Annotated in this window: 27 protein-coding genes; 14 read left to right on the top strand and 13 right to left on the bottom strand. The window is 77.6% G+C overall.

From position 1 onward, the window contains the following. Positions 1-80: 80 nt before the first annotated feature. The gene (locus HLV61_RS10015; protein ID WP_369254865.1) at positions 81-968 is read right to left on the bottom strand and encodes a hypothetical protein; all 888 of its coding nucleotides are present in this window, start codon (positions 966-968) and stop codon (positions 81-83) included. A 228-nt stretch (positions 969-1,196) separates the two neighbouring features. Here HLV61_RS10015 and HLV61_RS10010 point away from each other — a divergent pair, with 228 nt between their 5' ends. Further along, complete coding sequence (locus HLV61_RS10010) at positions 1,197-1,352, top strand: hypothetical protein (protein ID WP_369254863.1); 156 nt, start codon at positions 1,197-1,199, stop codon at positions 1,350-1,352. Positions 1,353-1,372: 20 nt separating this feature from the next. Here HLV61_RS10010 and HLV61_RS10005 read toward each other — a convergent pair whose 3' ends face one another. After that, entirely contained in the window at positions 1,373-1,972 is a 600-nt protein-coding gene (locus HLV61_RS10005; protein ID WP_369254861.1) for a TetR family transcriptional regulator, read from the bottom strand. Beyond that, positions 1,969-3,300 (bottom strand): phenylacetate--CoA ligase PaaK, encoded by a 1,332-nt coding sequence (gene paaK / locus HLV61_RS10000; protein ID WP_369254859.1) that lies wholly within the window; start codon positions 3,298-3,300, stop codon positions 1,969-1,971. Before paaK ends, HLV61_RS10005 begins: the two co-directional genes overlap by 4 nt. Before the next feature lie 115 nt (positions 3,301-3,415). Here paaK and paaA point away from each other — a divergent pair, with 115 nt between their 5' ends. From paaA to HLV61_RS09970, 6 genes are read left to right on the top strand one after another with little or no spacing between them, the layout of a single operon-like run. Continuing rightward, a complete protein-coding gene (gene paaA / locus HLV61_RS09995; RefSeq protein ID WP_369254857.1) occupies positions 3,416-4,396 on the top strand; it encodes a 1,2-phenylacetyl-CoA epoxidase subunit PaaA in 981 nt (326 codons plus the stop codon). Then, on the top strand, positions 4,386-4,754 hold the full coding sequence (gene paaB, locus HLV61_RS09990; protein WP_369254855.1) for a 1,2-phenylacetyl-CoA epoxidase subunit PaaB: 369 nt from the start codon (positions 4,386-4,388) through the stop codon (positions 4,752-4,754). The genes paaA and paaB overlap by 11 nt, the downstream gene beginning before the upstream one ends. A 39-nt stretch (positions 4,755-4,793) precedes the next feature. After that, positions 4,794-5,702 carry a 1,2-phenylacetyl-CoA epoxidase subunit PaaC gene (paaC, locus tag HLV61_RS09985; RefSeq protein WP_369254853.1) on the top strand — a complete coding sequence of 303 codons (909 nt, stop codon included), beginning with the start codon at positions 4,794-4,796 and terminating at the stop codon, positions 5,700-5,702. Between the two features lie 8 nt (positions 5,703-5,710). Then, entirely contained in the window at positions 5,711-6,217 is a 507-nt protein-coding gene (gene paaD, locus HLV61_RS09980) for a 1,2-phenylacetyl-CoA epoxidase subunit PaaD (protein ID WP_369254851.1), read from the top strand. Then, positions 6,217-7,296: a 1,2-phenylacetyl-CoA epoxidase subunit PaaE gene (gene paaE, locus HLV61_RS09975; RefSeq protein WP_369254849.1), complete on the top strand. Its 1,080-nt coding sequence runs from the start codon at positions 6,217-6,219 to the stop codon at positions 7,294-7,296. The genes paaD and paaE overlap by 1 nt, the downstream gene beginning before the upstream one ends. A 5-nt stretch (positions 7,297-7,301) precedes the next feature. Next, entirely contained in the window at positions 7,302-7,694 is a 393-nt protein-coding gene (locus HLV61_RS09970; protein WP_369254847.1) for a thioesterase family protein, read from the top strand. Between the two features lie 36 nt (positions 7,695-7,730). Here HLV61_RS09970 and HLV61_RS09965 read toward each other — a convergent pair whose 3' ends face one another. Beyond that, complete coding sequence (locus tag HLV61_RS09965) at positions 7,731-8,051, bottom strand: EthD family reductase (RefSeq protein ID WP_369254845.1); 321 nt, start codon at positions 8,049-8,051, stop codon at positions 7,731-7,733. Positions 8,052-8,119: 68 nt separating this feature from the next. After that, positions 8,120-8,566: a DUF5709 domain-containing protein gene (locus tag HLV61_RS09960; protein ID WP_369254843.1), complete on the bottom strand. Its 447-nt coding sequence runs from the start codon at positions 8,564-8,566 to the stop codon at positions 8,120-8,122. Positions 8,567-8,710: 144 nt separating this feature from the next. Between HLV61_RS09960 and HLV61_RS09955 the strand changes: the two genes are divergently transcribed. Continuing rightward, positions 8,711-8,860, top strand: coding sequence for a hypothetical protein (locus HLV61_RS09955; RefSeq protein WP_369254841.1), 150 nt, complete (start codon positions 8,711-8,713; stop codon positions 8,858-8,860). Between the two features lie 3 nt (positions 8,861-8,863). Here the strand turns inward: HLV61_RS09955 and HLV61_RS09950 are convergent, their stop codons facing one another. Both HLV61_RS09950 and HLV61_RS09945 read right to left on the bottom strand, forming a co-directional pair. Next, positions 8,864-9,019, bottom strand: coding sequence for a hypothetical protein (locus HLV61_RS09950; protein ID WP_369254839.1), 156 nt, complete (start codon positions 9,017-9,019; stop codon positions 8,864-8,866). Positions 9,020-9,029: 10 nt separating this feature from the next. Next, positions 9,030-10,664 (bottom strand): bifunctional 3'-5' exonuclease/DNA polymerase, encoded by a 1,635-nt coding sequence (locus HLV61_RS09945; protein WP_369254837.1) that lies wholly within the window; start codon positions 10,662-10,664, stop codon positions 9,030-9,032. Between the two features lie 90 nt (positions 10,665-10,754). On the opposite strand from HLV61_RS09945, the gene HLV61_RS09940 reads away from it, so the two are divergent. Then, complete coding sequence (locus HLV61_RS09940) at positions 10,755-11,048, top strand: hypothetical protein (protein WP_369254835.1); 294 nt, start codon at positions 10,755-10,757, stop codon at positions 11,046-11,048. Here HLV61_RS09940 and HLV61_RS09935 read toward each other — a convergent pair. Then, a complete protein-coding gene (locus HLV61_RS09935) occupies positions 11,045-12,352 on the bottom strand; it encodes an FAD-binding oxidoreductase (protein WP_369254833.1) in 1,308 nt (435 codons plus the stop codon). The two genes, HLV61_RS09940 and HLV61_RS09935, sit on opposite strands and share 4 nt — an antisense overlap. Before the next feature lie 175 nt (positions 12,353-12,527). Between HLV61_RS09935 and HLV61_RS09930 the strand changes: the two genes are divergently transcribed. Next, on the top strand, positions 12,528-15,416 hold the full coding sequence (locus HLV61_RS09930) for a BTAD domain-containing putative transcriptional regulator (RefSeq protein ID WP_369254831.1): 2,889 nt from the start codon (positions 12,528-12,530) through the stop codon (positions 15,414-15,416). Here the strand turns inward: HLV61_RS09930 and mug are convergent. After that, positions 15,413-15,922, bottom strand: coding sequence for a G/U mismatch-specific DNA glycosylase (mug, locus tag HLV61_RS09925; RefSeq protein ID WP_369254829.1), 510 nt, complete (start codon positions 15,920-15,922; stop codon positions 15,413-15,415). The genes HLV61_RS09930 and mug overlap by 4 nt on opposite strands. Positions 15,923-16,139: 217 nt before the next feature. Here mug and HLV61_RS09920 point away from each other — a divergent pair, with 217 nt between their 5' ends. Beyond that, on the top strand, positions 16,140-17,327 hold the full coding sequence (locus tag HLV61_RS09920; protein ID WP_369254827.1) for an MFS transporter: 1,188 nt from the start codon (positions 16,140-16,142) through the stop codon (positions 17,325-17,327). 30 nt (positions 17,328-17,357) lie between these two features. Here HLV61_RS09920 and HLV61_RS09915 read toward each other — a convergent pair whose 3' ends face one another. Next, positions 17,358-18,548 carry an FAD-dependent oxidoreductase gene (locus HLV61_RS09915; protein ID WP_369254825.1) on the bottom strand — a complete coding sequence of 397 codons (1,191 nt, stop codon included), beginning with the start codon at positions 18,546-18,548 and terminating at the stop codon, positions 17,358-17,360. Between the two features lie 97 nt (positions 18,549-18,645). Here HLV61_RS09915 and HLV61_RS09910 point away from each other — a divergent pair, with 97 nt between their 5' ends. Then, the gene (locus HLV61_RS09910) at positions 18,646-19,389 is read left to right on the top strand and encodes a dienelactone hydrolase family protein (protein ID WP_369254823.1); all 744 of its coding nucleotides are present in this window, start codon (positions 18,646-18,648) and stop codon (positions 19,387-19,389) included. A 15-nt stretch (positions 19,390-19,404) separates the two neighbouring features. On the opposite strand, the gene HLV61_RS09905 is transcribed toward HLV61_RS09910, so the two are convergent. Further along, a complete protein-coding gene (locus HLV61_RS09905; RefSeq protein ID WP_369254821.1) occupies positions 19,405-19,770 on the bottom strand; it encodes a hypothetical protein in 366 nt (121 codons plus the stop codon). Between the two features lie 237 nt (positions 19,771-20,007). Here HLV61_RS09905 and HLV61_RS09900 point away from each other — a divergent pair, with 237 nt between their 5' ends. Next, positions 20,008-20,781, top strand: coding sequence for a helix-turn-helix transcriptional regulator (locus HLV61_RS09900; RefSeq protein WP_369254819.1), 774 nt, complete (start codon positions 20,008-20,010; stop codon positions 20,779-20,781). Between the two features lie 10 nt (positions 20,782-20,791). Here HLV61_RS09900 and HLV61_RS09895 read toward each other — a convergent pair whose 3' ends face one another. Next, positions 20,792-21,268, bottom strand: coding sequence for a VOC family protein (locus HLV61_RS09895; protein ID WP_369254817.1), 477 nt, complete (start codon positions 21,266-21,268; stop codon positions 20,792-20,794). Positions 21,269-21,479: 211 nt separating this feature from the next. Between HLV61_RS09895 and HLV61_RS09890 the strand changes: the two genes are divergently transcribed. After that, entirely contained in the window at positions 21,480-24,200 is a 2,721-nt protein-coding gene (locus tag HLV61_RS09890; RefSeq protein WP_369254815.1) for an AAA family ATPase, read from the top strand. A 9-nt stretch (positions 24,201-24,209) separates the two neighbouring features. Here HLV61_RS09890 and HLV61_RS09885 read toward each other — a convergent pair whose 3' ends face one another. Continuing rightward, a complete protein-coding gene (locus HLV61_RS09885) occupies positions 24,210-24,506 on the bottom strand; it encodes a PspC domain-containing protein (RefSeq protein ID WP_369254813.1) in 297 nt (98 codons plus the stop codon). Positions 24,507-24,512 lie beyond the last annotated feature (6 nt).

Genomic DNA, 24,512 nt, shown 5'->3' with positions numbered 1-24,512 from the left:
GTCCGCCCATCGTCCGCTCCCTGCGGCAGAGACCTCGAGCATGCACCGGGACCCGATCGTCCGCATCCCCCCGGCCGGGCTCAGGAGCGGTGCCTCCCGGCGGCGGTCGCCGGCAGCCGCCGGATCCCGGCGGCGCCGGTGAGGACCACCGCGACCGCGACCGTGACGAACGCCCACGCCACGGGGCGGTCCCAGGCCACCGTGCCGCGGTGCCAGACGACGACGGCGAGCACCAGGACGCCGAAGACGGTGTAGGCGACCGCCGCGGTGCGCAGCCTCTCGAGGTCGCCGGCCAGCGCGGCCAGCGCCGTCGCGACGCCGAAGGCGACCAGCCAGGCGCCCACCACGCGCGCGGTGAGCGGCGTCAGCGTCCAGGGCCACAGCGTCTCCGCCGTCGAGGGGGTGACCGACACCGCCGCGCCGACGCCGAGCAGCACGACCGACTCCGCGGCCAGCGCCAGCCGGAGGAGGAGCGGCACCGGCCGGCGCCGCGGCGGGTCTGTCCCGGGCGCCCGCTCCTGCAGGGCCAGGAGGACGACCATCGTCAGCGGGATGACGACGTAGACGCCGGTCCAGAACCAGGCGGCGGCGCGGGCCAGCAGCGGCGCCGCGGCGAACTCCTCCTGGAAGTGGAAGCGGTCGACGTGCACGAGCGTGGCCACGAGGGTGAGCAGCGTGAACACCAGGATGGTCAGCACCGGCACGCGGCTGTTCGCCCACACCGGGTCCCGCAGCGAGAGGACCACCAGCGTGCACCCGGCGGCGTAGCCGGCGCCGAGGAAGGCCGCGGTCAGCGGCGGCTGGATGGTCCAGGCGAACACCTGGCTCGTGCGGCCGGGCTGCAGCAGCAGCGCCCCGACGGCGAGGGCGGTGAGGAGGCTGAACGCCAGCAGCAGCACGCGCATGGCCGGGAGGAGCTCGCGGGACCGGCCCGTCGACGGGCGCACGGCCGTGGAGACAGGGTCCACCGGAGACCTCCGACGTCGATCCGCCCCCGTGCGCGCCCATCGAAGCACCGTCGACCGGCCGTGTCACCGGACTTCGGGCCCGGTCCCGCGACCCGCGGCAGTGGTGGAGCACACGGGGTCGTTTCCCTCCCGTTCACGGGGGCGTGGCCGTCCGGCAACGGGCCGCGGGGAGCGTGGGACGCGGCCGAGACGACGACGTCCCCACATCCCGATCCACCTGGAGACGCCATGACTCCCCCCGCCACGACTCCCCCCGCCACGACCTCCACCCGACCGGTCGCGCTCCCCACCCGCGCCCGCTCGTGGCTGCGCCGCTTCGACGCCTACACGCTCGAGGTCTTCAACCCCGGCCGGCCCTACCGCCCGCGCCCCGACCGGGGCTGACCCGCCGGCGCGCCTGCCTCTCACGGGCGGGCGCGCAGGCCCTCGAACGTGGTGGCGACCAGCGCGTCGGCCAGCGCGTCGGCGGACAGGGCACCGCCGGGCCGGAACCACTCGGTCAGCGAGTTCACCGTGCCGAACAGCAGCCGGCTGGTGACGGCGGGGTCGACGTCGGGCCGGACGTCGCCCTCCTCCTCGGCCGACCGCACCAGGTCGGTGACGATGCGGTCGAAGTCCCGCCGCCGGGCCAGCGCCGCCTCCTCCACGTCGGAGTTGCCGCGCACCCGCAGCAGCAGCGTGACGAACGGCAGCTCCGCGGCGAGCACCCGCACCGAGCCGCGCACGACGTGCTCGAGGCGGTCGATCGCGCGGCCGGTGACGGCCCCCGGCTCCTCGGTGACGGCGAACAGGGCGTCCAGCGCGCGGTCCAGGGCCAGCCGCAGCAGCTCCACCTTGCTGGGCACGTGGTGGTAGATCGCCGACTTCGTGACGCCGAGCCGGGCGGCGAGCTCCTCCATGCTGGTCGCGTCGTAGCCGCGCTCGTTGAACACCGCGACGGCGACGTCGAGCAGCGTGTCCAGCGAGTGCCCGGGGCGGCCGCGGCGGACCCGTGTCTGCGTCACGCGCGCTCGCGCGAGTCGGTCATGCGCTGCAGCTTGCCCATCGACCGCGGCAGCGTCTCCGGGTCGACGACGAGCACCTCGACGCTGGAGCCGACCATGTCCTTGACGCCCTGCACCACCTCGGCGGCCGCGCCGGGACGCCGCTCGGCGGGGCAGTCCGGCCGCGCCTCGACCCGCACCACGAGGTGGTCCATCCGCCCGCGGGTGACCAGCTCGAACGCGAAGTGCGGGGACAGCCCCGGGGTGCGCAGCACGACCTCCTCGATCTGCGTGGGGAACAGGTTGACCCCGCGCAGGATGATCATGTCGTCGGTGCGGCCCGTGACCTTCTGCATCCGTCGCATGCCGGGACGGGCCGTGCCGGGCAGCAGCCGGGTGAGGTCGCGGGTGCGGTACCGGACGACCGGCATCGCCTCCTTGGTGAGCGAGGTGAACACCAGCTCGCCCTCCTCGCCGTCGGGCAGCACCTCGCCGGTGACGGGGTCGATCACCTCGGGGTAGAAATGGTCCTCCCAGACGTGCAGGCCGTCCTTGGTCTCCACGCACTCCTGGGCGACGCCGGGGCCCATCACCTCCGACAGCCCGTAGATGTCGACGGCGTGGATGCCGCCCCGCTCCTCCATCTCGCGGCGCATCTGCTCGGTCCACGGCTCGGCGCCGAAGACGCCGATCTCCAGGCTGGACTCGCGCGGGTCGAGGCCCTGCTTCTCGAACTCGTCGAGCACGGTGAGCATGTAGCTCGGCGTCACCATGATCACGCGGGGCGCGAAGTCGGTGATCAGCTGCACCTGCCGCGGCGTCATGCCGCCGGAGACGGGGACGACGGTGCAGCCGAGCTCCTCCGCGCCGTAGTGCGCGCCGAGGCCGCCGGTGAACAGGCCGTAGCCGTAGGCGTTGTGCAGGGTGTCCCCCGGCCGCCCGCCGGCGGCGCGGATGGACCGGGCCATGACCGTGGCCCAGGTGCCGATGTCGCGCGCGGTGTAGCCGACGACGGTGGGCCGGCCCGTGGTGCCCGAGGAGGCGTGCACGCGGCGCACCTGCTCCTTCGGGACGGCGAACATGCCGAACGGGTAGTTGTCGCGCAGGTCGGCCTTGCTCGTCGTCGGGAACCGGGCGAGGTCGGCGAGCTCCCGGCAGTCGTCGGGGTGCACGCCGGCGGCGTCGAAGGCCCGGCGGTGGTGCGGGACGTGCTCGTAGGCGTGCCGCAGCGACTCCCGCAGCCGCTCGAGCTGCAGGTCGCGCAGCTCGTCGACCGAGAGGCGCTCCGCCGGGTCGAGCGTCGCCGGGTCGGGGGCCTCGCCGAGCCGCCGCTGGTCGGTCGTCGTCATCTGTGCCGTCCTCGTCGCTCGGCCGCCGCTTCCGCCGGCCGGCGCTTGTGCGCACCGGCGGTGTGGGGAACACTATTCCTGACCGGACGGTCAGTAAACAGCCTGAGGAGACGCGATGTCCGCGCCCACCCTGGATCGACCCGCGGCCGGCGACCCCGACCCCGCCGTGGACACCGCCGCGCTGCAGCGGCAGTTCGAGGCCACGATCGCCGCCGACCACCGCATCGAGCCGCGCGACTGGATGCCCGAGGGGTACCGGAGGACGCTGGTGCGCCAGATCGCCCAGCACGCCCACTCGGAGATCATCGGGATGCAGCCCGAGGGCGACTGGCTGCTCGCGGCGCCCAGCCTGCGGCGCAAGGCGGTCCTGCTGGCCAAGGTGCAGGACGAGGCCGGGCACGGCATGTACCTCTACTCGGCGGCCGAGACGCTCGGCGCCGACCGCGCCGACCTCACCGACAAGCTCATCGAGCGCCGGCAGAAGTACAGCTCGATCTTCAACTACCCGACGCTCACCTACGCCGACGTCGGCGTCATCGGCTGGCTGGTCGACGGCGCGGCGATCTGCAACCAGGTGCCGCTGTGCCGCTCCTCTTACGGGCCCTACGCCCGGGCGATGATCCGCGTCTGTAAGGAGGAGTCCTTCCACCAGCGGCAGGGCTACGAGCTGCTGATGACGATGGTGCGCGGCACCGACGCGCAGCGGGCGATGGTGCAGGACGCCGTCGACCGGTGGTGGTGGCCCTCGCTGATGATGTTCGGCCCGCCCGACGAGGACAGCCCCAACTCCGCGCAGTCGATGGCGTGGGGCATCAAGCGGCACGGCAACGACGAGCTGCGGCAGCGCTTCGTGGACATGACCGTGCCGCAGGCGCGGGTCCTCGGCGTCACGCTGCCCGACCCCGACCTGACCCTCGACGAGGCCACCGGCCACTGGCGGTTCGGCGCCATCGACTGGTCGGAGCTGCAGCGGGTCATCAGCGGCGAGGGCCCGTGCAACGCCGAGCGGATCGCCCGCCGGCGTGCCGCCCGCGACGACAACGCGTGGGTCACCGAGGCGGCCACCGCCTACGCGGAGAAGCACCGTGACCAGTGACCTGACCGCCGAGGGCGGGCACGGCGCCGTCCCCACCGGGCCCGAGGTGCCGACGGCGACCTCGCCGTCGGTGAGCCGGCGCGACTGGCCGCTCTACGAGGTGTTCGTGCGCGGCAAGCGCGGGCTCAACCACGTGCACGTCGGCTCCCTGCACGCGCCCGACGACGAGATGGCGGTGCACGCCGCCCGCGACCTCTTCACCCGGCGCAACGAGGGCGTGAGCATCTGGGTGGTGCGGGCCGCCGACATCACCGCCTCCAGCCCCGACGAGAAGGACCCGATGTTCGCCCCCAGCGGCGACAAGGTCTACCGCCACCCGACGTTCTACGAGATCCCGGAGAACGTCCCCCACATGTGAGGCCTCCGTAGCACCGATGGCTCCCCCGAGAGGCAGGTCATGCACGAGGAGACCGTCTACGACGCGTTGACCAACGCGCACGACGACGCCGGGCACTGGGCGTTCGGCACGGGGTTCGACGACCCGCTGGCCGGCGTCGACACCACCGTGCCCGACGGCGTCGACCCGGCCGACCTGGGCGCCTACTGCCTGATGCTCGGCGACGACGCCCTGGTGCTCGCGCAGCGGCTGACGCAGTGGATCACCGCCGCGCCCGAGCTCGAGGAGGAGGTCGCGATCGGCAACACCGGCCTGGACCTGCTCGGGCAGGCGCGGCTGCTGCTGGCCCGCGCGGGCTCCGTCGGCGTCCTCGGCCGGTCCCGGTCACTGGCCACCGGGAGCATCCCCGACGAGGACGCCCTGGCCTACTTCCGCGACGCCGACGAGTTCCGCTGCACCGGCCTGGTGGCGGCGGGGAACGGCGACTTCGGGCAGACGATGGTCCGGCTGCTCGTGGCCTCGACCGTGCGGCTGGCGGTGCTCGCCCGGCTGCGCGACTCCGGGGACCCGGTGCTCGCCGCCATCGCCGCCAAGGGCGTGCACGAGCTGGCCTACCACCGCGACCACGCCGCCCGCTGGGTCCTGCGCCTCGGTGACGGGACGCCCGAGTCGCACCGCCGCGCGCAGGCCGGCGTCGACGCGGTCTGGCCCCACCTGGCCGACCTGTTCACCGCCACCGACGTCGAGGCGCGGCTGGCCGCCGCCGGGGTCGCCGTCGACCCGGCCGACGTCCGCGCCGAGGTGCACGAGGTGCTCACCACCGTGCTGGAGCGGGCGACGCTGCGGGTGCCGGCGTGGCCCGCCGACGTCGCGCCGCGCGGCCGGGCCGGCGAGCACGGCCCCGAGCTGACCGGGCTGCTCGAGACGCTGCAGGGCCTGGCCCGCCAGCACCCGGCGGCGACCTGGTGACGGCAGGAATGGCCATCTCTGCCGCCCGGGACCCGCGGGCCGTCGCCGAGACGGTGACCGACCCGGAGCTGCCGGCGCTCACGCTCGCCGACCTCGGCGTGCTGCGCGACGTCCGTGTGCACGAGGGCACCGTCGTCGTCGACATCACCCCCACCTACAGCGGCTGCCCGGCGATGGGCGTCATGCGCGCCGACCTGCTGCACGCCCTGCACACCGCCGGCTTCGACGACGTCGAGGTGCGCACCGTGCTCTCCCCCGCGTGGTCGACCGACTGGATCAGCGAGGAGGGCCGGCGCAAGCTCGCCGTGGCCGGCATCGCCCCGCCCGGGAAGGCACCGGTCCGCACCACCGGCCCGGTCCCGCTGCAGCTCGGGCCTCCCCGCCGGACGGCGGCCTGCCCGCTGTGCGGCTCCCCCGACACCGAGGAGCTCAGCGAGTTCGGCGCGACGGCGTGCAAGGCGCTGCGCCGCTGCCGCGGCTGCCGGGAACCGTTCGAGCACGTGAAGGAGATCTGATGACGGGTGCGCCCCCGCGCCGGCGGCCGCAGTTCCACCCGCTCCGGGTCGCGGACGTCGAGCGGCTCACCGACGACGCGGTCGCGGTCACCTTCGACGTCCCGCCGGAGCTGGCCGAGGACTACGCGTTCCGGCCCGGGCAGGCGCTCACCCTGCGCCGCGTCGACGGCGACCGCGACGAGCGGCGCTCCTACTCCATCTGCGCGCCGGTCGGCGCCCCGCCGCGGGTCGGCGTCCGCGAGGTCCCGGGCGGCTTCTTCTCCCGGTACCTCGTGCAGGAGGTGCGCCCCGGCGACGAGATCGAGGTGCTGCCGCCGTCGGGCACCTTCACCGCCGACCTGTCGCAGCCCGCCGACCACGTCTTCGTCGTCGCCGGCTCCGGCATCACCCCGGCGCTGTCGCTGGCGGCGAGCGTGCTGCGCGACGGCGAGTCGACCGTCACCGTCTTCTACGGCAACCGGCGCACCAACACGGTGATGTTCGCCGACGAGCTCGCCGACCTGAAGGACCGCTACGGCCCCCGGCTGCAGCTGGTGCACGTGCTCTCCCGCGAGCCGCGCGACGCCGAGCTGACCAGCGGCCGGCTCGACGGCGACCGGCTGCGCGCGCTGGTCGGGGCGTTCACCGACGCCGGGCACGTCGACCACTGGTGGCTGTGCGGGCCGCACGGGATGGTCACCGACGCCCGCGCGCTGCTCGACGAGCTCGGCGTGCCGGCCCAGCGGGTGCACCAGGAGCTGTTCTACGTCGACGACGTCCCGCCGGAGCCGGTGCGCGGCGACGAGGAGACCGTCGACGGGCCGAGCAGCCAGGTCACCGTGGTGCTGGACGGCCGCACGACGACGCTGGCGCTCCCCCGCGGCGTCCCCGTCCTCGACTCCGCCCAGCGGGTGCGCTCGGACCTGCCCTTCGCGTGCAAGGGCGGCGTCTGCGGCACCTGCCGGGCGCGGGTCACCGACGGCGAGGTCGAGATGCGCCGCAACTACGCGCTGGAGGAGGAGGAGGTCGCGGCCGGCTACGTGCTGACCTGCCAGACGCTGCCGCTGTCCGACGCGGTCACCGTCGACTTCGACGCCTGAACCCGGTGCGGCCGATCGCGGCCGGCGCGGCCGCCGTGCTCGACGTCGTGGTCACCGATGCGATGACGGTCGACTTCGACGAGCTCGGCCGGGTGCACCCGGTCTACGCCACCTACTCGATGGCCAAGCACTTCGAGGAGGCCGGCCGCAAGCTGCTGCTGGCCCACCTCGAGCCGGGTGAGGCGGGCATCGGGACGGCGGTGTCGGTCGAGCACCGGGCACCGGCGTGGCCCGGGGACCGCATCCGGGTGACCGCGACCTGCACGGAGGTCCGGGGCAACCGGCTGACCTGCGCCTGCCGCGCCGTGGACGCCGCGGGACGCGAGCTCGGCCGGGGCACGACGGTCCAGGCCGTGCTGAGCGAGGAGGCCGTCGCCGCCCGCGTCGCACGCGGGTGACGCCGAGCGGCGCCCGCGGGCGCCGCTCTCATCGGATCACTGCCCGGCGGACGGGTGCGGCTCGGCGGCGAACATCGTCACGAGCTCCATGCCGCCCCAGGACTGCAGGTCCGCGCCGGAGGCGGCCCACTCCTCGGTGCGGAACGCCTGCTTCATGGCCTCGGGGGACTCGAAGACCAGCTCGGCGAGCAGGAACCACGCGGGCTCGCCGACGAACTGGCGGGTCACCCGGTGCACGCGGTTCTCCAGCAGGCCGGGTGTCTTCTCCACCAGGGGCACGTGGCTGCCGAAGTAGTGCTGTTCGAAGGCGGCCGGGTCCTCGGGGGTGCGGTACAGGGCGAAGTAGCTGACGGTCACCCCCGGAGCATGACCGACTCCCCGGCCGCTGTGCGGTCCCGTCGCGCGCGGGTGCGCACGCCCTCGGGCTACTCGTCCCGGCGGCGCACCAGGTGCACCGCCGCCTCCTCGGCGGAGGCGGCGCCGCCGTCGATGCCGAGGTCCTCGGCGAGCAGCTGGTCCTCCTCGTCGACCCCGCCGTCCTCGCCGACGTCGGCCAGCCGGCCCGCCCGCGCGTCGCCGACCTCGTCGTCGAGCAGCTCCCCGTCACCGCCGGCCAGGTCACCGAGCCCGTCGCCGTCGTCCTCCGGCCGGTCGGGCAGCTCGCGGCGGAGCCGCCCGTCGAGGCTCTCGCCGGTGGCCTCCTCGCGCTCGGTGGTCCCCCAGTCGTCCACGCCCCAGGGCCGCTCCGGCGGTGACCAGCCGGTGTCGAGGTCGCGCGCCCGCCGCGGGTCCTCGAGGGTGTCCTCCGGCTCGAGCAGGCCGGTGGCCTCCTCGGGGTCGGTGCCGTCGGTGCCGTACGCGTCGCGGTCCACGGGTCCTCCTCGGTGCCCGGCAGGAGCCGGGGACCCACCCTGGCACGGACGGCGGGCGGTGTGACCGAGCGAGCAGCCCGCCCTGCCCCACGGACGCCCTCCGTGGCCGGACACTGGGAGGAGCCGATCAGGAGGGAGGACCCCGTGGACACCACGCTGACCGCGCTGCACGAGCGCTACGTCTGGCAGGTCAACGCCGCCGTCGCCGAGGACCGCTGCGACCTCGTGCAGGAGCTCTACGAGGAGTACTTCGAGGAGGCGCTGCGCCGCCTGCTCGAGACCAGCGCCGACTGAGGCTCAGCCCTCGTCGGGCTCGTCCTCGTCCGGCTCGTCCTCCTCGACCTGCTCGGTGCTGCCGCCGTCCTCCGAGGAGCCGCAGGCGGCGACCGTCAGGGGCGAGAGGACGCCGGCGACGACGTCCCGGACCTCCTGCCGGCTGCGGCCCGGCGCCAACCGGCCGGGCTCAGCCGGCGTCTGCCCAGGAGCGGACGACGGCGACGTCGAGCGGGAAGTCGACCGGGAAGGTCCCGAACAGCAGCCGCCCGGCGCTGACCGCGGCGGCCCGGACCTCCGCGACGACGTCGTCGGCCAGCGCGGCCGGGGTGTGCACGACCACCTCGTCGTGCAGGAAGAACGCCAGGTGCGGCCGCTCCTCCAGCCGCCCCTCCCCCGACCGTTCCTCCGCCAGGCGCCAGAGCCGGTTGCGCAGGTCGGCCAGCCAGCACAGCGCCCACTCCGCGCCGGTGCCCTGGACGACGAAGTTGCGGGTGAACCGGCCCCAGGCGCGCCGCGCGCGGTCGGAGTCGCGGCCGCCGGGTTCGGGCGCCTCCCCGAGGTCGGCGTCCCGCTCGGCCCACGCCGCGCCGGGAGCCGGGGAGCCGCGGCCGAGCAGGGTGGACACCACCGCACCGCGCTCGCCGGTCCGCGCCGCCTCCTCGACCAGCCCGATCGCGCGCGGGTAGCGGCGGGCCAGCCGCGGCACCATGCGCCCGCTCTCGCCGCGGGTGCCGCCGTAGAGCGCGCCGAGCACCCCCACCTTGGCCTCGGCACGGGTGGCCACGACCCCGGCGTCGACCATGCCGGCGTAGAGGTCCGCCGAGCGGGCGGCGTCGGCCAGCGCGGTGTCGCCGCTCATGCCCGCGAGCACCCGCGGTTCGAGCTGGGCGACGTCGGCCACGACCAGGCACCAGCCGTCGTCGGCCACCGCGGCCGGGCGCACCTGCACCGGCACCGACAGCGCTCCGCCGCCCGAGGACGCCCAGCGCCCGGTGACCACGCCTCCGGGCAGGTACACCGGCCGGAACCGCCCGCCGCGGGCCCAGGTGTCCAGCCAGCTCCAGCCGTTGGCGGCCAGCAGCCGGGCCAGCCGCTTGTACTCCAGCAGCGGCGCGACGACGGGGTGCTCGATCCGCTCGAGTGTCCACGAGCGGGTGTCCTCGACCGGCAGCCCGGCCGTCTGCAGCGCGCGCAGCAGCACGGCCGGCGAGTCGGGGTTGAGGTCGGGGGTCCCGAGCGCGGCGCGCACCTCGCCGGCCAGTTCCTCGAGCACCGGCGGCCGCAGGCCCGCTGCCGGGCGGGGGCCCACCAGCCCGGTGAGCAGCCGGTCGTGGACGTCGGCCCGCCAGGGCAGCCCCGTGTGCGTCATCTCCGCGGCGGCCAGCGCCCCCGAGGACTCCGCGGCCAGCAGCAGGCCGAGCCGGGCGCGCTGCGGGGAGGCGGCGAGGACGGCCTGCTGGCGGCGGTCCTCGGCCACCGGGTCCAGCGCGTCGGCGGGGTCGGCGAGGTCGAACAGCGCCGGGTCGCCCGCCGTCACCGGCTCCAGCGCGGTCCAGCCGGGGTCCTCCGCGGGGTCGGGACCCGCGTACGGCGAGCGGCGCAGGACCGCGGCGCACAGCCGCAGGTCGCTGCAGCGCTCCACGCGCACGCCGGCGGCGAGCAGCGCCGGGTACCAGCGGGTGGTGTCGTCCCAGACCCAGCGGACGCCGGCGCGCCCGCGCACCAGGGCGGGCAGCGCGTCGGCCGGCACCTCGGTGACCGTGCCGTCGGCCTCGTGCACCGCGACGGCGTCCCCGCGGCGGCGCAGCAGGACCCGGTCCACGCCGGGCAGTCTCCCCGACGCCCCCGACGCCCCCGACGCCCCCGACGGTCCCCGGGAGCCGGCGCCGTGCTCCCCGCGCACACTGGGCGCGTGACCGCGACGCGATCGGCCGCGCCCCGCCGCGGCGTCGTCCGCCTGCTGAACACCGCCGGCGGGCGGGCGCTGGTGCTGGCCGGCGCGGTCGACGCCGCCGCCGTCGAGGCCTTCTGGCGCCGCTACGGGCGGGAGCCGGTGCGGGTCGACCGCGTCGACGCCGGCTCGGTCACCGCGCTGTCGGCGTCGGGCCGGGAGCTGCTCGTCGACCACCTCCGGGCCGCCGAGCTGGCCGGCCGCGCGGTGGCCCTGCGGCCCTCGCCGGTGGTGCGCGCGGCGCTCGGCGGCTAGCGCCCGCCGGGAGCGGCGCCCTCGAGGATCCGGTGCGGATCGGTGGCCGCCGCCAGCGCGGCGAGCCGGTCCCGGACCGCGGCCGTCGGCGTCCGCGCCAGCACGTCCGGCGTCGTCCCCCAGCCGTGCGCCGGGGCGCGGCCGCCCACGTCGGCGCCGAGCGCGGCGGCCAGCTCCTCGGCGCAGGCGCGCGTGGCCGCCCGGTCCTCGACGCCGGCGCCGCCGGCCACGCGCACGGCCAGCCGCGCGTCCCGGTGGCAGACCGCGCTCGGCCGCTGCGGCACCCAGCCCAGGGCCCCGCCGAGCAGCCGCACCTCCACCGTCCGCGGCCGGCTGCCGGCCGTGGCGCGCAGGAGGGCATCGACCGCGGAGAGCCGGTCCAGCAGCAGGGAGGACTCCACCCCCGCGGAGAGCCCGGGCGCGGCCAGGCCGGCCGGCCCGCGGGGCGCGAGGTCGGTCCGGGACGGCGGCGCCGCGGCGCGCAGCCCGTCGAGCAGGGCGTCGCCGTCGTCGGCCTCGCCGGACCACGCGAAGCGGACGGTCACCGCGCCGTCGCCCTCCTGCGGCCGGGTGAGCAGCAGCGAGGTGCCCGCCTGCGGCGGCAGGCCCGCCGACCAGGTGCGCCAGGCCCCGGCCACCCGTGCGGCGTCGACCTCGGCCCAGTGCAGTGCCCCGCCGTAGCGCGGCCCGGCGGCCAGCAGGTCGAGCTCCACGGCGGTGACCACGCCGAGTGCGGCACCACCGCCGCGCACGCCCCAGTAGAGGTCGGCCTCGTCGGTCGGTGTCACCCGGCGCAGGACGCCGTCGCCGGTGACCAGCTCCACCGCCCGCACCCGGTCGGCGGCCAGTCCGTAGGTCCGGGCCAGCGGGCCGACGCCGCCGCCGGTGACGGTGTCGGCGACCCGTTCGGCGGCGGAGCCGCCGGTGATCGGCGTGAGCCCGTGCGGCGCGGCCGCCTCGGCCAGCGTCCGCCACCGCACCCCCGCACCGACCCGCGCCCAGCCCGCCGGCGACACGGACACCCCCGCCAGCCCGCCGGGGTCGACCACGAGCCGCCGGGCCGCGCCGTCGTCGACCCGGCCGGGCCCGCCGACGGTCACGGGCACGCCGTGCCGGCCGGCCAGCCGCAGGGCGGCGACGACGTCGGAGACCTCCGCCACCTGCACTCCCGACCTCGCGGACAGCGTGGCCGACGGCGAGAGCCGGGCGGACAGCGCAGCGGTCAGGTCGGGCGGCAGGACCGCCGGGCGCGGGTCCCCGAGGAGGTCCGGCAGCGGCGGCGGGGGGACGGGCAGGGTGGTCACGGGGCGTCTCCAGGGGCGGTGGTCGGTGCACCCGGAGGGTGTCGGTGCGTCCTTGGCGTCCCCTTGGCGAGCGCTTGGGCAGCAGGTCACGCGCGGGGCGCGCGAGGTCACCGGCAGGTCACGGGGCGTCGCGTGCACCCCCACGAGGAGGTCCCGGTACCTAGTCTGCGCCGCGATGACCAGCACCTCGTACCGCGTGCTCGGACCCGTGGAGGTCTGGCGCGACGGCCGGCTCCTCGCTCCGCAGTCCCCCCGTCACCGCGCGGTCCTCGCCGCGCTGCTGGTCGACGCCGGGCGCACCGTCCCCGTCGACCTGCTCGTCGACCGCGTGTGGAGCGGCCGGCCGCCCACCGCGGTCTCGGCCACGCTGCAGTCGATCGTGTCCCGGCTGCGCCGCGAGCTCGAGCCCGACGTCACGGGCGGCCGCTGGACGCTGCTGGTCACCCGGGAGCCGGGCTACCGCCTGGACGTGGCACCCGGGGACGTCGACGCCGTCCGCTTCGTCCAGCTGCTGCGCGCCGCCCGCGACCTCGCCGCCCGGGGCGAGGCGGAGGACGCGCGGGCCGCGGTCGCCGAGGGGCTGGCGCTGTGGCGGGGCCCGGCCTACGCCGACGTCGCGGCCACGTTCGCCGCCGAGGAGTCCGAGCGGCTCGAGCAGCTGCGGCTGGCCGCCCGGGAGCTGGCCGCCGAGCTGGACCTGCGCCTGGGCCGACACGCCGAGATCGTCGACGACGTCCGCGAGCTGCTGCGCGCCGAGCCGCTGCGGGAGGGCCTGCGGGCCTCGCTGATGTTGGCGCTGTACCGCTGCGGGCGGCAGGCCGAGGCGCTCGAGGTCTACGACGAGGGCCGCCGGCTGCTCGCCGACGGGCTGGGCGTGGACCCCGGCCGCCCGCTGCAGTCCCTGCACGAGCAGATCCTCCGGCAGGACCCGGCGCTGGCCGGCCCGGCCGCCGTCCCCGCCGCGCCGGCACCGGAGCCCCCGCCGGCCGCAGCGGCACCGCCCCCGGTGCGCGCCCTCGGGCCGCTGCCGGTGCCGCTGACCGCCTTCGTCGGGCGCACCGCCGAGCTCGCCCGGCTGGGCACCGCCCTGTCGGGGCAACGCCTGGTCACCCTGGTCGGCCCCGGAGGGAGCGGCAAGACGCGGCTGGCGCTGGAGGCAGCGCGGCGCCGTCCGGCGGAGGCGCCGCCCGCGGCCCTGGTCGAGCTGGCCGGCGTCGAGGACCCCGAGCTGGTCGCCGCACAGGTGGCGACCGTCCTCGGCGTCACGCTGGCCGGCGGCGACGCGCTCGGCGCCGTCGCCACCGCCCTGCAGGACCGGCCGCTGCTGCTGGTGCTGGACAACTGCGAGCACGTCGTCGACGCCGCCGCGGCGGCCTGCGCCGCGCTGCTGCCCCGCTGCCCGGAGCTGCAGGTGCTGGCCACCTCCCGCGAGCCCCTCGGCCTGCCCGGCGAGGCGGTGCTGCCCTGCGGCCCGATGCCGGCCGGCAGCCCCGGCAGCGACGCCGAGCAGCTGTTCCTCGACCGTGCCCGGCTGGCCGCGCCGCACCTGGCCGACCCCTCGGAGGAGGACCTGCGGCACGTGCGCGAGCTGGTCGCGGCGCTCGACGGGCTGCCGCTGGCCGTGGAGCTCGCCGCCGCGTGCCTCACCACCCTGCCGCTGGCCGAGGTGGCCGGGCGGGTCGACGACCGGTTCGCCCTCCTGTCGGGCGGCTGGCGCACCGCGGTGCCGCACCAGCGCACGCTCGCGGCCACCGTGCAGTGGAGCGTCGACCTGCTCTCCCCCGCCGAGCTGGCGGTGTTCCGGGCGGTTGCGGTGCTGCCGGGCACCTTCGGTCCCGACCTCGTCGAGGCGGTGGCTGGCCCGGAGGTCGACGGCAGCGCGCTGGAGCTGCTGCGGGTGCTGGTGGCCAAGTCGCTGGTGGAGCTGGACCACGGCGCGCGGCGCTACCGGATGCTCGAGACGCTGCGGCAGTACGCCGAGCAGGGGCTCGGCGACCCAGCGTCCCGGCGGCTGCGCGACCGGCTGACCTCGTTCGCCGTCGACCTCACCGAGCGCCTGGAGCCGACGCTGCGCAGCCCGCTGTGGACCGGGAGCGCCCGCCGGCTCGACGCCGAGCAGCCGGCGCTGCGGGCCGCGCTCGCGCACGCGCTGGCCACCGGGCAGGGCGAGTGCGCGCTGCGGATCGGCGGCGCGCTGGGCTGGTACTGGTACCGCCGCGGCCACGTGCAGGAGGGCCGCCGCTGGCTGGCCGCCGCGCTCGACGCCACCCCGGACGCGCCCGCCGGGGTCCGCAGCGGCGCCCTGCTCGCCGACGCGCTGCTGTCCTACCTGTCCGGTGACGTGCCCTCGCTGTGGGCGCGCACCAGCGAGATCGCCGAGTCCGCCGCGGACGGCGACCCGGTGCTGCCCCTCGCGCTGGTCCTGCGCGGCTTCGTGCGGGCGCTGCTCGGCCAGCCCGACCCCGACGGCGAGGTCGGCCGGGACATCGCCCGCGGCCTGGAGCTGGCACAGGCCTCCGGCATCGAGTGGGTGCAGGTCGAGATCGCCATGACGCTCGGCCAGTTCTCGCGGGCCGCCGGCGACACCGACGGCGCCCTGGAGCACCTCGCCCGCGCCGAACAGCTCGCCCTGCGGCTCGGGCACTCGTGGGCGCACTCCTCGGTGCTGTGGATCCGGGCGAAGGCGCTCACCGACGTCGGCCGGGCACCCGAGGCGCTGGCCGACCTCTGGGCGATGGTGGAGCTGACCCACCGTGAGGGCGACGCCACCGGCACCCTCGCCGGCCTGCTGGCCGCCGTCGGCGCCACCACCGCCGCGGGGCGGCCGCGCACCGCGGCGGTGCTGCTCGGCGCGGTGCAGGCCAACGCGCGGCTGGTCGGCTACGACCCGCTGCGGATGGACCCGCTGGACGGGCAGCGCTACGTCACCGCCACCCGCGAGGCGCTCGAGGAGGTCGAGTACGACACGGCGCTGGCCGAGGGTGCCGGACTCGACCGGGGCGAGGCGGTGGCGATGGTGGGCCGGCTGGCCGAGGAGGTCGGCACCGCCGAGCCGGCGCGCTAGGAGCCGGGCTCGCGCAGTCCCGCGTAGAGCCGGGCCAGGTCGGGCAGTGGGAAGTGCGCGTTCAGCCCGCTCGGGTTGGGCAGCACCCAGGTGTCGGCCCCGCCGATCCGGGTGGGCTGGCGGCCCCAGCCCGCCCGGGCGGAGCCCACGGCCAGCCGCCACGCGGTGAGGCCCAGGACCGCGACCACGCGTGGCCGGTTCTCCGCCACCAGCCGGCCCAGGGCCGCCGCGCCGTCGCGCAGCTCGTCGGGGGTGAGCTCGGCGGCCGTCCGGGTGGGCCGGTCGACGAGGTTGGTCACCCCGAGCCCGTGGACCAGCAGCTCGCGGTCCTCCTCCGGCGCGAGCCGGCGCGGGGTGAGCCCGGCCAGGTGCAGCGCGGGCCAGAAGCGGTTGCCCGGCCGGGCGAAGTGGTGGCCCCGCGCCGCCGACAGCAGCGAGGGGTTGATGCCGCAGAACAGGACGTCGAGGCCGGGTGCGACGACGTCGGGCAGCGGCTTGCCCGGCACCGGCGGCTCAGTCGTGGTGGTGGACGACGTCGAGGACGGTGCCGAGGAAGCCGGTGCAGGAGTCCTTCGTGGCCTCGAGGTCGGCCACCGGGAGGTCGGCGGTGAGGCGGGTGACGCGCATGCGGTCCTCCTGTGCGGGACGGATCGCGAGGATGGTGACCCGCCGGCGGCGGGGCTGTCCACCGGCTCGTCGGGACCGCCTGCGAGCATCGGCGCCGTGCGGCGACGGGGGTCAGCGGAGCTCCCCCGCGAGGTGGGCGTCCTCGCCGTGGTGGCCTTCGTGGTCGCGCTCGGCTTCGGCATCGTCGCCCCGGCGATCCCGCTGTTCGCCCGCTCCTTCGGCATCGGGACGACGGCCGTCGGCCTGTCGGTGAGCGCCTTCGCGTTCTTCCGCTTCGTCTCCGCGTTCGGGGGCGGCGCGCTGGTCGAGCGCCTCGGGGAGCGCGTCGTCCTCGCCGTCGGGCTCGCCGTCGTCGCCGTCACGACCGGGCTGGCGGGGCTGGCGACGTCGTTCCCCGTCTTCCTCGCGCTGCGTGCCGCCGGCGGGACCGGCAGCGCGATGTTCACCGTGGCCGCGCTGGCCCTGCTGCTCCGGGTGTCGCCGCCGTCGCACCGCGGCCGGGCGGCGGCCACCTACCAGGGCGGCTTCATCCTCGGCGGCATCGCCGGCCCCGCCGCCGGCGGCCTGCTCACCACGCTGTCCCCGCGGCTGCCCTTCTTCCTCTACGCCGGGACCCTGCTGGTGGCCGGGGCCGTCGCGCTGGTGCTGCTGCGGACGACGCCGGGGACCCGGGGCGGCGCGGCCGCCGGAGCCGCACCGGACCTCTCCGGGGGGCCGCTCCCGCTGCGGGCGGCACTGCGCTCCCGCGCCTACGTCGCGGCGCTGGTGGCCAACCTCGGCATCGGCTGGGTGCTCTTCGGCGTCCGCAACTCCCTGGTCCCGCTGTACGTGACCGAGGAGCTCGGCCGCAGTGCCGCCTGGGCCGGCGCGGGACTGCTGGCCGGCTCGGCCGCGCAGGCGCTGGGCCTGCTGCGCTCGGGCCGGCTGGCCGACACGTGGGGACGCCGCCCGAGCCTGGTGCTGGGCTCCACCGTCGGCACGGCGGCCCTGGCGGTGCTCGTCCTGCCGCCGGCGACCGGGGCCTTCCTGCTGTCCATGGCCACCTACGGGCTGGCCGCCTCGCTGCTGGCGAGCGTGCCGGCGGCCCTGGTGGGCGACGTGAGCCCGGCCCGGGGCGGGCGGGTCGTGGCCGTGTTCCAGATGTCGGCCGACCTCGGGGCGGTGGCCGGTCCGCTGGTGGCCGGCTGGCTCACCGACGTCGCCTCGTACCAGGTGGCCTTCGCGGTCAGCACCGCGGTGGTGGCCGCCGGGCTGGCCGCGGCACTGGCGCTGCCGCGGCACTGACCGGCGGCCCGGCCGGGGAGGGAACGGCGCTCAGCCCGCCGCGGCCGCCACGGGCGCGTCCCAGTCGACGGCGTGGTCGCGCACCCAGGCCCGCGGGTCGCGGCGGCGGAGCACCAGCGGCATGACCACGTCGCGCACCACGCGGCCCACCGCCGGCGGCGGCGGCGCGCTGCTGGTCCGGAACGCCTGGGCGACCACGCGCTCCGCCCGACCCCGGCGCAGGTCCTCGAACACCCGGAGGGCGTCGTCGACCGGTATGTCGCGCAGGCACCGGGCCAGGACGACGGCGTCCTCCATCGCCAGGGACGACCCCTGGCCGGCGGCCGGCGAGGTCGCGTGCGCGGCGTCCCCGACCAGGACCGTCCGCCCACGGGACCAGCGCCGGACGGTGGGGACGTCGTACGTCGTCCATCCGCGCAGCGGCCCCGGCGTGGCCTCCACGAGGTCGACGACCGGGGACCGGTCCCCCCGGTGCAGGTCGTAGAGCCGGGCCCGCCACCGCAGGTCCGACGTGCCGGCCACCTCCCCGTCCGGGGGCTCCCGGTCGACCGGCGGGTTGGCGAACCACCAGGTCCCGCCGGTCGGCGCGGCGAGGTACCCCGCGAAGCTCCGCCGGCCGAGGACCATGGTCAGCCGGCCCACCTCGGCGCCGGCCGGGACGTGCTCGGAGTACCCCGCGGTGTTCAGCACGGGGACGAAGCGGGGCGGCGGGCAGCCGGGGTCGACCAGGGTGCGCACCGTCGAGCGGACGCCGTCGGCGCCGACGAGGAGGTCGGCGGTCTGGGTGCGGCCGTCGGCGAACTCCGCGGTGACGCCGTCGCCGGTGTCGTGCACGCCGGTCAGGCGGGAGCCGTAGCGCACCTCGACGCCGCGGCGGAGCGCCTCGGCGTGCAGGGCCCCGTACAGCTCCGACCGCCGCAGGGAGATCCCGGCCGGCCGGCCGCCCGACGGGTCGCCGGTGGGGAGGACGCCCAGGACCCTCCCGGTGGAGCTGCGGAACTCGATCACGTGCGTGGGGAAGCCCGCGGCACGGACCACGTCCTCGGCCCCGACCGCCGCCAGGGCGTCGAGTCCGTTGACCTGGACGCCGAGCCACGCGCCGACGTCCCCGGCCGGGGCCGGGTGGTCCTCGTGGACCGTCGCCTCGATCCCGGCGCGCTGCAGCGCCATCGCCGTCACCGGTCCCGCGACCCCGCCACCGACCACGATCGCCCGCCTCATCCCGGCATCCCCCCACACCCGGCGGCGCGCGCCAACCCCCGTGCGCGTGTCCTCTGCCAGCATCGGCGGCACCGACCGGAGCCCGGGGAGGCCGTCCGTGACCGATCTGCAGCGCATCGCCCTCCACGACGTCGAGATCCCGCCGGCGCCGGACGGGTCACCGCGGCTGCGCGGGGTGCTCGGCGTCCCGGAGGGGCCCGGGCCGTGGCCGGGCGTCGTGCTGCTGCACGAGGCCTTCGGCGTGGACGGCGTCATGCGCCGGCAGGTGCAGCGGACCGCCGCCTCCGGCCGGCTCGCGCTGATGCCGGACCTGTTCACCGACGGCGGCGCCCGGCGCGCCCTCGTCCGCACGTTCAAGGCCGTGGCCGCCGGGGAGGGACGCCCCTTCGCCGACCTCGAGGCCGCCCGCACCCACCTGGCCGCGATGCCCGGCTGCACCGGCCGCCTCGGCGTCCTGGGCTCCAGCGTCGGCGGCGGGCTGGCGCTGTCCGTGGCCGCCCGGGGGTTCGACGCGGCCGCGGTGTTCTACGCGCGGCTGCCGGAGGACCCGCACACGGCGCTGCTCGGCGCCTGCCCGGTCGTGGCCGGGTACGGCGGGGCGGACCCGGGCCTGCGCGGCGCCGCCGCCGAGCTGACGGCGGTGCTCACCCGGCTCGGCGTCCGGCACGACGTGCGCGAGTACCCCGGTGCCGGGCACGGGTTCCTGCACGACGCCCCGGTGGGACCGCGGGCGCTGCGCCCGGTGCTGCGGGGCGTGCTCCGGATCCGCCCGGACCCCGACGCCGCGGCCGACGCCTGGGCACGGACCGACGCCTGGTTCGCCGAGCACCTCCGGAGCTGACGGCGTCCTCCGGCGTCAGCCGACGGGGGTGAGGGACACCGGGGTCTCGGCCGGCGACCGCGGTGCGGGGATCGGCACGGCGGCGGCCGCGGGCTTCCGAGCGGGGAAGCCGGCGGCGTACAGGTCGGGCACCGAGAAGACGGCGCGCTGCGGTTCCTCGGCGCCGGCCCCGAGCACGGCACGGACGCGCGCGAGCTCCTCCTCGGCGGCCGGGCCGTCGTCCCAGACCTCGTAGACCATCACCGCCCGCGGCCGACGGACGTGCCGGCGGGACAGGCAGCCCTGCGGCCGGCCGTCGTCCTCCGGCAGGGAGTCGCGGAGCACGGCGTACCGCTCCTCGTCGAGGTCGTTCCAGCGCATGTGCAGCACGAGGAGAGGCACGGTTCCCCCAGGTCTTCGCAGGCACCGCGGTGGTCGCGGGTCCAGCGGCGACGCTAGGGACGGGGGAACCGGCCCGTCTGTACGCACAAGTGCGTAGGGCGGCCCGCACCGGACCCCCTTGACCGCGCGGCGGCCCGTTGACGCGCGCCGCACCGGCGCCCACGCTCCTCCTGCACGCACGGCGGACGCGGGACCGGCACACCCGGATCCCGCGGGGGGATTCGTCGGAGGCCGGCCATGGAGACCGCGGTCCGGGAGCTCACCGACCTGGTGGTCGGCCTGCTCGACGGGATGGTGGGCCCCCGCCTGCCCGCCGAACCGGTGTTCGCCGTCCTCTGCCCGCGGCTGGAGGCGCCCGCCGGGGCACTGCAGTGCACCGCCTGGCGGACCGGCGCGACCGAGCTCACCACCACCGGGCTCGACGCCGGGCAACTGCGCGCCCTGGTCGAGGCCAACCGGCACCTGCGTGCGGCGCACCCGCTGCTGGCGGCCGCCGCGGCCGGGGACCTCGCCCCGGCGACGGCGCAGCAGGCCTCGGGCGGCCGGCAGCGCTGGCGCCGCTCACCGGCCCGTGGCGTGCTGGCGGAGGTGTGCGGCTGGGACCAGGTGGTCAGCCTCCCGCTGCGGGGCGGCGCGGACGAGGTCTGCGGGTTCGCCTTCGGCCGGCCCGGCCGCGACTTCACCGACGCCGACCTGGAGCTGCTGTCGGCCGTGCAGCCGGTGCTGCGGGCACTGGACCGGCACGTCCGCCTGCTCGCGCGGTGGCAGGAACCGGCGGGACCGGCCTGGGCACGGGCCCGGGAGGCCGGTCTCACCGGCCGGGAGACGGCGGTGCTGCTGTGCCTGGCCGACGGGCTGACCGCCGGTGCGGCCGCCCACCGGCTGGGCTGCTCGGCCCGCACGGTCACCACGCACGCCGCGCGGCTGTACCGCAAGCTCGGCGTCCACGACCGGCTGACCGCGGTGCTCGAGGCGCAGCGCCGGGGCATCCTGCCCGGGCCGGGGCGCTGAGTCGCCCGCGTCAGGAGGCGCCGGCGGCCGCCAGGTACTCCCGGGCGCGGGCGTCGATCCCGGCCTGGTCGAGGTCGCCGTCCCGCAGCTCCGCCAGCCCGGCGGCCAGCAGCGGCCCGGCCGCGAAGAACTCCAGCGCGATCCCGTCGGGGTCCCGCAGGTTGAGGTGCCAGCCGAAGGGCATGTCGCGGATCGGCGTGTACCGCGCCCCCATGCCGCGCAGCTGCGCCTCCCGCGCCTCGAGCTCCGCGCGCGAGGCGGCGGCGAAGCCGAGGTGGTCCAGGCCCGTGCGGGTCTCGTCGAAGCACCCGCCTGCGTCGCCGTGCCGGGCCAGCGAGAGGGTGAACCCGCTGGCCCGGTGCACGAGCACGCGGACCTCGCCGAAGTCGGCCAGCCGCACGAGGTCGAGCAGCTCGCGGTAGAAGCGCTCGCTCACGTCGAGGTCGGTCACCGTCAGGGCGACGTGGTCGACGACCGGGGTGCTCATCGCGGGCTCCTCCACGGCAGCAGCCGGGGGTCGAGCGGAGCTCCGAAGAGGCACGCGAGCCACCTGAGCTGGACACCGATCGGCGATAGCGTCCGGGGCGGTGTCTGGGTCTGGGTCTGGGTCTGCGTCATCGCGTCCTCCCGAGGGGTCCCTGCCGGACGAGCGTCGGTCCGGCGGGGATCCCGTCGCGTCGGGGGAAACCCCCGACCTGGTGGGCCGCGCGGCGGAGCTCGCGGGGATCGACCGCCTCCTCGACGGCGCCCGCGCCGGCCGCCCCGCACTGCTCGTGCTGGAGGGCGAGGCGGGCGTCGGCAAGACGGCGCTGCTGCGGGCGGTGGCCGGGCGGGCCACGGGGTTCCTCGTGCTGCGCGCCCGCGGCATCGAGTCCGAGGCCGCCCTGCCGCAGGCCGCCCTGCTGGAGCTGCTGACCCCGCTGCGGCCCCTCCTGGCCGAGGTCCCGCCCGGTCAGGCGGCCGCGCTGGCGGCGGCCCTGGGCTGGGGCCCGGCCGACGTCCCCGGCGAACGGCACCTCGTCGCCGCCGGCACCCTCTCCCTGCTCGCCGCGGCCGCCACGACGGCTCCGCTGCTGGTGCTGGTCGACGACCTGCAGTGGGTCGATCCGGAGTCGGCGGGCGCGCTGCTGTTCGCCGCCCGACGGATGCACGGCGACCGGGTGGCGGTGCTCGCCGCGCGGCGGCACGGCCCCGGCCCGGTCGCCGGTGCCGGCCTCCTCCGCGTGCCCGCCCTGACCCCCGAGGCCGCCCGCGCCCTGCTCACCCGCACCGTGGCCCCGCCGGTGGCGCACCGGCTCGCCGACCGCCTCGGCGGGGTCCCGCTCGCGCTGCTCGAGAGCGCCGCCGCGCTGACCCCGGCGCAGCGCGCGGGCGCCGAGCCGCTGCCCGCCGAGCTGCCGGCCGGACCGGTCCTGACCGGCGCCCTCGAGCCGGACCTGGCGGAGCTCCCGGCCGGCGCCCGCGAGGCGCTGCTGCTGCTGGCCGCCGCCCTCGACGGCAGTGGCGTCACCGTGGCCGCCGCCCTCGCCCGGACGGGCACCGACCCCGCCGCCGCCCTCGACGCCGCCGAGCAGCGAGGCGTCGTCGTCCGCGACGGCGACGCCGTCGCCTTCCGGCACCCGGTGCTCCGCAGCCTGGTGTGGGCCCGCGCGACGCCCGCCGACCGCCGGCGGGCGCACCGCCTGCTGGCCGACACCGCCCGGACCGGGGACGACCTCGCCCGCGTGTGGCACCGCGCCCTGGCGACGACCGGCCCCGACGAGGCGCTGGCCGGGGAGCTGGCGGCCGTGGCCGGTCGCGCGCGCGACCGTCGCGGGTACGCCGCCTCCTCGGCGGCCCTCGAGCGCGCGGCCGCACTGACCGGCGACGCCCGGCGGGCCGGGGGCCTGCTGGCCGGCGCCGTCCGGGACGCCGCCGTCGGCGGGGACACCGCCCGCGCCCGCGCGCTGGCGGGCGGGGTCCTGCGGGGCGCGGCGACCGACGCCGTCCGTGCCGAGGTGCTGCAGGTGCTGGGCCGGGTGGAGCAGGACTGCGGCTCGGTGCCGGCCGCCCGCGACCTGCTGCGCTCGGCCGCCGGGCTCGCCGAGGGGCGGACCGCCGCCTGGGTGCTCACCGACCTGGCCGTCGTCGAGCACCGGCTGGGTGACGTGACGGGGATGCAGGACACGGCGCGGCGGATCGCCGGGGTCACCGACGACGGCGACGCCCTGCAGCGTGCCCTCGCCGCCTGGGTGGCCGGCATGGCCGCCGTGCACGCCGGCGATCCCGAGCGCGGCCGGGCCTGCCTGCAGCGGGCGCTGGACACCATGGAGGCCGAGCCGGAGCTGCGCGCCGAGCCCCGGCTGCTGCCCCTGGTGGTGCTCGGCCTGGGCTGGAGCGCCGACGTGCCCGGCGCCGTGCCCGTGGTGGAGCGCCGGCTGCGCGAGGCGCGGGCGGTCGGCGCCCTGGGGGTGCTGGTCGCCGTCCTCGCGATGACCGCCCACGGCCGGGCGCAGCTGTTCGGGGACCACGCCGGTGCCTTCGCCGACGCCGGCGAGGCCGTCGAGCTGGCCGGGCAGCTCGGCTACGTGGCCGACGCCGCGCCCGCGCTCGAGCTGCTGGCCTGGGAGCACGCCGCCCGCGGGCAGCACGCCGAGGCGGCCGGGCACCTCGACCGCGCCCGGGCGCTGGTCCGGCGCGCCGGCACGGCCGGCGTCGCCGCGCACCTCGCGCTCACCGAGGCCTTCTGCGCCCTGTGCCGGGGCGACCTCGCCACCACGGCCCGCCTGCTGGAGGCGCGGCTCGCCGCCGACGGCGGGGTCGGCGCGCTCGGCGAGCCGCTCGGCGTCGCGCCGCTGCTGGTGGAGGCGTGGACGGGGCTGGGCCGGGTCGCCGAGGCCGCGCGGCTGGCCGCCGGGTACGAGCGGGTGTCGGCGTCCCCGCTGCCCGCGACGGCGGCGCTGGTGGCCCGGTGCCGGGCGCTGACGTGTCCCGGCGACGACGCGGCGGCCGGGCTGTTCGAGCGGTCGCTGGCCGCGCACGCCCTGGCGCCGGACGCCTTCGAGACGCCGCACACCCGGCTGCTGTACGGCGCCCGGCTGCGCCGCTCGGGACGGCGGACGCGGGCGCGGGAGGAGCTCGCCGCGGCGGCCGACGCGTTCGCCGCGATGGACCTGACCGCGTGGGCGCAGCGGGCCGAGGACGAGCTGCGGGCCACCGGGCGGACCGCGCGGCCGCGCCGCCCGCTGCCGGAGGAGCCCCTGACCGCGCAGGAGACGCGGATCGCGGTCCTGGCGGCGCAGGGGCACTCCAACGCGGAGATCGCGGCGGGGCTCTTCCTCAGCCCGAAGACCGTCGAGCACCACCTGAGCAGCGTCTACCGCAAGCGCGGGCTGCGGTCCCGGGTCGGGCTGGCGCGGCTGTTCCCGCCCGGGGGCTGACCGGACGGGTCAGGCGGCGCCGTCGGCCCGTCCGGCGAGGCGGTCGACGAACCGGTCGAGCGGGCGCGGCTGCTCACCCGGCGCGGGCGGGTCGGCCGGGGTGAGCACCCACAGGACGGCGTACAGGACCAGGCCGGCGCCGCCGGCGAGGGAGAGGGCGACGACGGCGGCCCGCCACAGCACGGCGTCGATGCCGGTGTAGGTGGCCAGGCCGCCGCAGACGCCGCCGAGCATGCGGTCGGTGGAGCTGCGCCGCAGCCGCGCGGGGACGCCGGTGGGAGGCGGGAGGGAGGTCGGTGTGGTCATGGCACG

Origin of the sequence: Geodermatophilus amargosae, from assembly GCF_041028265.1 — a bacterium.
GTDB classification, from domain to species: Bacteria; Actinomycetota; Actinomycetes; order Mycobacteriales; family Geodermatophilaceae; genus Geodermatophilus; species Geodermatophilus amargosae_A.
Note: the sequence above shows the minus strand (reverse complement) of the source record. Positions and strands in the feature narration are given on the sequence as shown.

What these genes read in the sequence shown, in the direction of transcription:
- HLV61_RS10010 (WP_369254863.1), top strand. Translation starts at nt 1,197, where the DNA reads ATGACTCCCCCCGCCACGACTCCCCCCGCCACGACCTCCACCCGACCG.
- paaK (WP_369254859.1), bottom strand. Translation starts at nt 3,300, where the DNA reads ATGACGACGACCGACCAGCGGCGGCTCGGCGAGGCCCCCGACCCGGCG.
- paaA (WP_369254857.1), top strand. Translation starts at nt 3,416, where the DNA reads ATGTCCGCGCCCACCCTGGATCGACCCGCGGCCGGCGACCCCGACCCC.
- paaC (WP_369254853.1), top strand. Translation starts at nt 4,794, where the DNA reads ATGCACGAGGAGACCGTCTACGACGCGTTGACCAACGCGCACGACGAC.
- paaD (WP_369254851.1), top strand. Translation starts at nt 5,711, where the DNA reads ATGGCCATCTCTGCCGCCCGGGACCCGCGGGCCGTCGCCGAGACGGTG.
- paaE (WP_369254849.1), top strand. Translation starts at nt 6,217, where the DNA reads ATGACGGGTGCGCCCCCGCGCCGGCGGCCGCAGTTCCACCCGCTCCGG.
- HLV61_RS09930 (WP_369254831.1), top strand. Translation starts at nt 12,528, where the DNA reads ATGACCAGCACCTCGTACCGCGTGCTCGGACCCGTGGAGGTCTGGCGC.
- HLV61_RS09915 (WP_369254825.1), bottom strand. Translation starts at nt 18,548, where the DNA reads ATGAGGCGGGCGATCGTGGTCGGTGGCGGGGTCGCGGGACCGGTGACG.
- HLV61_RS09900 (WP_369254819.1), top strand. Translation starts at nt 20,008, where the DNA reads ATGGAGACCGCGGTCCGGGAGCTCACCGACCTGGTGGTCGGCCTGCTC.
- HLV61_RS09895 (WP_369254817.1), bottom strand. Translation starts at nt 21,268, where the DNA reads ATGAGCACCCCGGTCGTCGACCACGTCGCCCTGACGGTGACCGACCTC.
- HLV61_RS09885 (WP_369254813.1), bottom strand. Translation starts at nt 24,506, where the DNA reads ATGACCACACCGACCTCCCTCCCGCCTCCCACCGGCGTCCCCGCGCGG.